Annotated in this window: 6 protein-coding genes and 1 pseudogene; 5 read left to right on the top strand and 2 right to left on the bottom strand. The window is 70.8% G+C overall.

Translation table 11 applies throughout. The features are described from left to right. A pseudogene (locus tag VFZ39_RS16260) lies at positions 1-716 on the bottom strand (delta-60 repeat domain-containing protein); the annotation flags it as partial. A 196-nt stretch (positions 717-912) separates the two neighbouring features. On the opposite strand from VFZ39_RS16260, the gene VFZ39_RS16255 reads away from it, so the two are divergent. The 5 genes from VFZ39_RS16255 to VFZ39_RS16235 are packed head-to-tail and all read left to right on the top strand — an operon-like array spanning position 913 to position 5,992. Continuing rightward, positions 913-2,403, top strand: coding sequence for a glycosyltransferase family 39 protein (locus tag VFZ39_RS16255; RefSeq protein ID WP_330866834.1), 1,491 nt, complete (start codon positions 913-915; stop codon positions 2,401-2,403). Between the two features lie 34 nt (positions 2,404-2,437). After that, positions 2,438-3,385 carry a glycosyltransferase family 2 protein gene (locus VFZ39_RS16250; RefSeq protein WP_330866833.1) on the top strand — a complete coding sequence of 316 codons (948 nt, stop codon included), beginning with the start codon at positions 2,438-2,440 and terminating at the stop codon, positions 3,383-3,385. Next, the gene (locus tag VFZ39_RS16245) at positions 3,382-4,140 is read left to right on the top strand and encodes a sulfotransferase (protein ID WP_330866832.1); all 759 of its coding nucleotides are present in this window, start codon (positions 3,382-3,384) and stop codon (positions 4,138-4,140) included. The genes VFZ39_RS16250 and VFZ39_RS16245 overlap by 4 nt, the downstream gene beginning before the upstream one ends. Further along, positions 4,140-5,285 (top strand): dTDP-4-amino-4,6-dideoxygalactose transaminase, encoded by a 1,146-nt coding sequence (gene rffA / locus VFZ39_RS16240; RefSeq protein WP_330866831.1) that lies wholly within the window; start codon positions 4,140-4,142, stop codon positions 5,283-5,285. The genes VFZ39_RS16245 and rffA overlap by 1 nt, the downstream gene beginning before the upstream one ends. Beyond that, entirely contained in the window at positions 5,282-5,992 is a 711-nt protein-coding gene (locus tag VFZ39_RS16235) for a class I SAM-dependent methyltransferase (protein WP_330866830.1), read from the top strand. Before rffA ends, VFZ39_RS16235 begins: the two co-directional genes overlap by 4 nt. On the opposite strand, the gene VFZ39_RS16230 is transcribed toward VFZ39_RS16235, so the two are convergent. Further along, a partial coding sequence (locus VFZ39_RS16230; protein ID WP_330866829.1) for a hypothetical protein occupies positions 5,957-7,251 on the bottom strand: 1,295 nt, incomplete at its 5' end. The genes VFZ39_RS16235 and VFZ39_RS16230 overlap by 36 nt on opposite strands.

The following is a 7,251-nucleotide window of genomic DNA, read 5'->3' as shown; positions in this document are numbered from 1 at the left end:
GGCTGGCCCGCGACCTGCCGGAAGTTGCCGGTCGCGACCAGCCGCGTGCCCTGCGGGTTGATGGCCATCCCGAGGATCGTCACGCTTCCCCACGCGTTGGGGATCGGGTCGCTGACGGTCAGGTTGAAGTGACCGGTGTTGCGGCCGGTCGCCAGGTCCAGGGCCACGAGCTTGGCGCCGAAGCTGCCGCCGGCGTACAGCCGACCCTTCGCGACGACCAGCACGTTGACCCGGCCACGGACCGCGGACGTGAACCCGGGGTCGACCTGACCGGTCGAGGCGTTGATCCGCGCGATGCTGCGCTTGGTGACCCCACCGATCGAGGTGAACTGACCGCCGACGTAGATCCAGTTGCCGCTCGCGGCGGCAGCCCAGATCCGGTTGTTCGCGTCGAGGGCGGGCCTCACGCTGCCGGTGTTGGCGTCGAACAGCACCAGGTTGGTGCGGTTGTACGTCGTCCCGCCCTGCGTCACGCGCGTGAACCGTCCGCCGGCAGCGACGGTGCTTCCCGAGACGGCGATCGCGTCGACGATCGGCTTCGGCTGGCCCGCGACCTCGACCAGCGACGGCGTGTAGTTCGCCGGATTGGCGGACACCACGGCCGGGTGCGAGACGTCGGCAGACGCCGGAGCCAGCCCGGCCGCCGCCGCGGCGACCGCCACCATCGTGGCCCCGAGGATCGGTGCGCGCAGGACGCGGCGCGAGAAAGATGACATGTCGTTCTCCCCCTGTGTGACATGACCCCACGTCCGGTCCCCCGAGCGATCCGGACCGTACCTACGTGTATAGGGGCTTCGACGGAGCCCGGCAAGGCCCTGACCGATATCCGGAATTGGATGGAGGGTGGACCAGCTCGGTATCGCCAGGAGGCCGCCCGTCGGGACGGCCGGACGTCATCTAGGCTGCGGCAACGTGCGCCGACTCGATCCGTGGGGACCCGTTTTCGCACTGGCCGGCACGGTCGTGTTCCTGCTCCACGGCTTCGGCGGGACCCTCACCCGCGACCTGGCGCTCTACTCCTACAGCGGGCAGCAGCTGGTCGAGGGTGTGCCGCCGTACGTCAGTGTCCTCAACCGCGCGGGGCCGCTGGCCCACATGGTGCCGGGCGCCGGTGCGGCGATCGCGCGGGTCATCGGCACCGACGACCTGCTCACCCAGCGGGTGGTCATGATGGTGCTCTCCATCGCTGCGGTGTGGTTGATGTACGTCGTGGGCCGCGACGCCTTCGAGTCGCGGCTGGCCGGCGCGGCCACCGCGACCAGCCTCCTGCTTCTCCAGGGGTTCGTCACCTACGCCACCGGCGGTCCTCGCGAGAAGACGACCATGATGCTGCTCGTCGTCTGCACCATGCTGGCGGTCACCCACCGTCGATGGGCCTGGGCGGGCGTCTCGGTGGCGTTGGCGACCCTCACCTGGCAACCCGTGTTCGTTGCCGGTGCAGCCATGACGATCGCCGCGCTGGTGGCCCTCCCGCGGCGGCAGATCCCCGACGCCCTGCTCAGGTTCGTGGTCGGGGGTCTCGTGCCCACGGCGTTGATGTGCGGCTACTTCCTCGCGGTCGGAGCGTTCCGTGACTTCCTCGACGGCTTCTACCTGATCAACGCCCGATACACGGACCAGGAGGGGTTGACGGAGTTCCTGGACGAGTCGGAGCAGGAGATCGTCAATGCCTTCGGGTGGTCGCTGTGGGTGCTGCTTGCCGGGTTGGCCGCGTCGATCCTGCTCGCCCTGCTGCGGATCCGCGGCTTCAACCGCACCGATCCGCGGCAGGTCTCGGTAGTCGCGTTCGGAGTGGCGACGATCGCGAGCCTCCTGTGGTGCATCCGGGTCTTCAACGGCTGGGCGGACGCCGTGTTCATGTTTCCCCTGGCCGCGGCCGGACTGGGCGGAGCGGTGCTGCTCGTGACACGACGACTCCCGTCGGCCGCGGTGGTACCCGTGGTCGCGACGTACGCCGTCGCCGGGCTGGTCGCCGCAGGGGCTCAGGCCTCGGTGAGCCGGGCCAACGACCTGGAGCCACTGCGAGAGGTGTCCGACGACCTCCTGGCCGCTGCCGGGCCTGACGTCTCGGTCCAGTCCATCGGCGCCCCGCAGCCGCTGGTCTTCGGCAACCTGCGCAACCCGACCCGGCACCAGATGTTCATCGCCGGCCTCGACGACTACCTCGAGGAGAACTACCCCGGGGGACTGGCGGCCATCGGTGAGCAGATCGGCGAGGACCAGCCGACGTTCGTGACGATGGACCACCCCACCTGGTACCCGTGGGCCGCGCCCACCCTCGAGGAGGAGTACGTCGAGCTCGGACAGACCCAGCTGGTGACGTGGTTCGCCCACCGTTCCCTCGGGTCGGAGCGGCTGGCGGAGCTGAAGGCGATCGTCTCCAGCGGTCCGCCGCCGATGTGAGGTCGGGCCTTCGCCCTGTGACACGATCCCTGTCATGACGCAGCTGCTGGACCGGAACGGCTTCACGTACTCGATCGTGATCCCGGTCTTCAACAGCGAGCCGATCGTCGGGGACACGATCGACCGGGTCGTCGACGTCTTCACCGAGGCCGGGCTGAGGTATGAGCTGATCCTCGTCAACGACGGCAGCCAGGACCGCAGCTGGCAGGTCATCTCCGAGCGAGCGGCGCGGCTGCCGAACGTGGTCGCCCTCAACCTGATGCGCAACTACGGCCAGCACTACGCGAACCTGGCCGGCCTCACCGAGGCCACGGGCGACTACGTCATCACCATGGACGACGACCTCCAGAACCCACCCGACCAGGCACTGGTCCTGATCGACGCCGCCATGGCCGGCCACGAGGTCGTCTTCGGGCAGTTCGTGCAGAAGCAGGCGGGCGGGCTCCGCCGGCTGGGCAGCAAGCTGATCGGGATCATGAACAGCCGGATCTTCGGCAAGCCCGCCGACCTGGTCGTCTCGAACTTCCGGATCCTCCGACGCGACGTCGTCGATCGGATCGTGGCCTCGCGGACGACGTTCCCCTACATCACCGGGCAGGCCCTGATGTTCTCCGGAGACCGGGCCAACGTGGTGGTGCGTCACGACCCGCGGCCGGTCGGCAAGAGCACCTACAGCCTGGTGCGGATCATGCGGCTGGTGCTCACGATCCTCTTCAGCTACAGCTCTTGGCCGTTGCGGGCCGGCGCGGCACTGGGCTTCGCGATCGCTGGACTGAGCTTCCTGCTCGGCGGGGTGCTGGTCATCCGCGGCCTGGTCCGCGACTCGGTCGTCCCCGGTTGGACGTCGACGATGGTGCTGGTCTCGCTGTTCGCCGGCTTCATCATCGCGTTGATCTCGATGATCGGTGAGTACGTCGTGCGCACCCTCCAGACGGTCAGCACGGAGGAGGCGTTCCACGTGGTGCAGCGGGTCCGCCAGTGACCCGGCACCTGCTCGTCATCGGTGCCCAGCGGTGCGGCACGACGTACCTGCACGACGTGCTGGCCGAGCATCCGCAGGTCGCGATGGCCCGTCCGGCGCGCCCTGAGCCGAAGGTGTTCCTGCGCCCGGACCCAGTCGACCGCGAGGCGTACGTCGCAGAGTTCTTCGGCCACGCCGGTGACGCCGAGGTGCTCGGGGAGAAGAGCACGTCGTACCTCGAGATCCCTGGAGTCCCCGACCGGGTGGCCGCGGCGCTGGGCAGCCCCCAGATCCTCGTGCAGCTCCGCGACCCGGTCGCACGGGCCGTCTCGAACTGGAGCTTCAGCCGCGACCACGGGGTGGAGTCGCGGCCGCTGACGCAGGCGCTGCGGGCAGACCTGGAGGGCGCTCAGGAGTGGGACTCCTCGACGTCGTCCGTGTCGCCGTACGCCTATGTCTCCCGCGGTCGCTACGTCGAGGACCTCGCCCGCTGGGTGGGTCGGTTCGACGTTCGCGTGCAGTTCCTCGAGGAGCTGCTCACCGACTCCGAGGTCAGCGCCGGCCTCTACCGGTGGCTCGGGGTCGACGACACGTTCCGTCCCACCCTGGGCGACGCCCCCGTCAACGCGAGCACGAGCGTGCCCGAGACGATCGACGACGAGCTCGTGGCCGAGCTCCGCGACCACTACCGCGCCAGCGATGCCGCCCTGGCCGACCTGCTTCGCCGCGACCTGCCGTGGCACCACCTCGACCGTGGCGCCCCCGAGGAGACCTGATGGCCGACATTCCGTTCAACGTCCCGGAGCTCGTCGGGCGCGAGCTGGAGTACGTCGGCGAGTCGATGACCAGCGGCCATACCTCGTCCGGCGGACCGTTCTCCGCGCGCGCGGGCGCCGTGCTTCAGGAGGCGACCGGAGCCGAGGAGGTGCTGCTCACCACCTCGTGCACGACGGCACTCGAGCTGAGTGCGATGCTGCTCGACCTCGGACCCGACGACACCGTGGTGGTGCCGTCGTTCACCTTCACCAGCAGCGCCCTGGCCTTCGCGCGCCAGGGGGCGAAGATCCTCTTCTGCGACATCGAGCCGGAGACACTGGGCATCGACCCGGACCACCTGGCCACCCTGCTCGACGACACCGTGCGTGCGGTGGTGGTGGTCCACTACGCCGGGGTCGCCTGTGACATGGCGGGCGTCCGGCGGGTGCTGGCCGATCGACCGGACGTGGTGGTCGTCGAGGACGCCGCACACGGTCTCTTCGGTCGCTACGAGGGCGAGCCGCTCGGGAGCCTCGGCCGGTTCGCCAGCCTGTCGTTCCACGAGACGAAGAACTTCGTGTGCGGCGAAGGCGGTGCCCTGCTGCTCAACGACCGGAAGGACGTCGAGCGGGCCCGGATCCTCTACGACAAGGGCACCGATCGGCAGGCCTTCTTCCTCGGGCAGGTCGACAAGTACTCCTGGCGTGACACCGGGTCGTCGTTCGGCATGTCGGACACCCTCGCGGCGTACCTGCTCGGACAGCTCGAGCAGGCCGAGTCGATCCAGGCCCGGCGGCGCGCCGTCTGGGAGGGGTACGCCGAGGCGCTGGCCGGTCCGGCCGAGCAGCTCGGACTGCGGCTGCCCGTCGTGCCCGACGAGTGCGACCCGGCGTACCACCTGTTCCACGTGCTGCTGCCCGATGCCGAGCTGCGGCCGCGGGTGATGGCGACGATGAGGGAGCAGGGGATCGCCACCACCTTCCACTACGTGACGCTGCACGACTCGGCCGGTGGCCGGCGGTTCGCGGCCCGACCGACCGAGTGCCCGGTGTCGAGCGACGTCAGCTCCCGCCTGGTCCGGCTGCCGTTCTTCAACTCGCTGTCGTCGGGCGACGTGGAGCGGGTCGCGAGGGAGCTCGTCGCGGCAGTACGGATGGCGGGATGACCGACCGTCAGGGATCTGCGTCGATCGAACAGCCGGAGTACTGGTGGTACCGGGCCCGCGCCGACCTGCTCAATGCGGCGCTGGGCGGCTATGCGACCGGCATCCGTCGCATGCTCGACGTCGGGAGCGCCGACGGCCCGAGTGTGGGCTGGCTGCATGGAGAGCAGCACTTCACCGTGGACCTGGACCCGCGCGGGCTGCGTCGCGGCACGGGGGTCAGGGCGTCTGCGCTCGCGCTCCCTTTCCGCGACGGTGACTTCGACCTGGTCAGCGCGTTCGACGTCGTCGAGCACTGCGACCCGGAGGCGGTGGTGCTGGCCGAGCTCGGCCGCGTGCTGCGGCCCGGCGGCCGGCTGCTGCTCTCGGTCCCCGCTTACCAGTGGGCGTGGAGCGACCACGACGTGCGTGCCGGACACGTCCGTCGCTACACGCGACCCCGGCTGGTTGCGCCGGTGGAACGCGCGGGCTTCGTCGTCTCCAGGGCCACCTACGGTTTCGCCGCGGTCTTTCCGATGTTCGCGGCCGAGCGGCTCGTGCGCCGGGTCCGCAGCGGCTCGGCGGAGAGCGGCGACCCGCGACTGCCCGAACCAGGACGGGTCGCCGAGAAGGTGCTGCTCGCGCTGTGTCGCGCCGAGGCGCGCTGGCTCGAGTCCCACGACGTACCGTTCGGCTCATCGGTGTTCGTCGCGGCGAGCAAGCCGGTCTGAGCGCCGCTCCACCAGCAGGAACCCGAGCCAGGCGGCAGCCTCCACGACCAGGAACGTCCAGCAGGTCCGGGTGACCGGATCGGCCGGGACCAGCACCATCGTCGGCAGACCCAGGGGTGCCGCCGCGAGCCACAGCCGTCCGATGGCGCCCGGGCGGGCGCGGGCGATCAGCCCGATCGTGAGCACCAGGTTGGCCAGCGCGAACACCGACCCGACCGCGATCACGGCCGTGAGCGATCCCCCGAGCCGGACACCCTCACCGAAGACCAGCTCGAGCACGGGGTCTCCGAGCCACGCCGCGAGCAGGCCACCGATCGCGGCGGTCACCAGCGTCGCGCCGACGAGCGCCCCGCGAAGTCGCCGTAGCGAGTCGTGTCGTCCCGACTCGACCAGGCGCGTCAGTCGCCCGGTGAGCGGCGCGATGAGCCCGATCGCGAACGTGTAGGGCGCCCGGAACAGCGCCAGCGCCGCGAACAGCGCCGTCACCTCGTGCGGAGCGCCGCCGACGGCAGCGAGCAGCACCGGGCCGCCGGTGAGCGTGATCTGGGCCAGCAGCTGGCCGGCCGAGGTGCCGGAGACGAAGGCGAGCGGATCGATCGCATCGCCGCTCCCGGTCGCCCGTGGCACCAGTGCCGACGGACGCAGGCAGACCGCGGCGTACCCCGCGAGGAGCGCGAGGCCGTACGCCGCGGGGTGCTCGTTCCCCGCAGCCATCAATGCTCCGGCGACCAGGCAGCGCAGCCCGTTCTCCAGCACCAGGCCGAGGCCGACCGCGCCGAACTGGTGCCGACCGCTGAGAACGCCTCGGGCCAGCCCCAGCGCACCGGAGCAGACGCCGACCGCGAGCACCAGCAGCGGGAACCAGCTGCCCTCGGCACCGAACAGACGGTCGCGCGCCAGCCAGGCCACCACCGCCGCGACGGCCGAGACCCCGGTGACCAGTCCGGCGACGCGCAGCAGCCCCCGTCGTACGGCCGCCTCGCCGGCAGCGGTCGCGGCCGTGCGTGAGATCCAGTGCTGGACGGGGAAGGTGAAGGCGGCGGCCGCGAAGCTCCACCACGCCCACAGCACCGCCACCGGCGCAGCCGGCTCAGCACCGAGCGCCCGCGTGACCAGGGCGAAGAAGACGTACGCGAGGACCCCGCTGACCACCGACCCGGCCGCCAGCAGACCGGTGCCACGGCGGGCGCCCGTCGGGGGCTGCGGGTCGGTCACTGCGGGCTCCATCGCGGCACATCTTGCCGGAGCCGTCCGTCCTG

The sequence above is a fragment of the Nocardioides sp. genome (assembly GCF_036374615.1).
Taxonomy (GTDB): domain Bacteria; phylum Actinomycetota; class Actinomycetes; order Propionibacteriales; family Nocardioidaceae; genus Nocardioides.
The sequence above is the reverse complement of the archived record's forward strand: the minus strand, read 5'-3'. Positions and strand labels throughout refer to the sequence as shown.

What these genes read in the sequence shown, in the direction of transcription:
- VFZ39_RS16250 (WP_330866833.1), top strand. Translation starts at nt 2,438, where the DNA reads ATGACGCAGCTGCTGGACCGGAACGGCTTCACGTACTCGATCGTGATC.
- VFZ39_RS16235 (WP_330866830.1), top strand. Translation starts at nt 5,282, where the DNA reads ATGACCGACCGTCAGGGATCTGCGTCGATCGAACAGCCGGAGTACTGG.
- rffA (WP_330866831.1), top strand. Translation starts at nt 4,140, where the DNA reads ATGGCCGACATTCCGTTCAACGTCCCGGAGCTCGTCGGGCGCGAGCTG.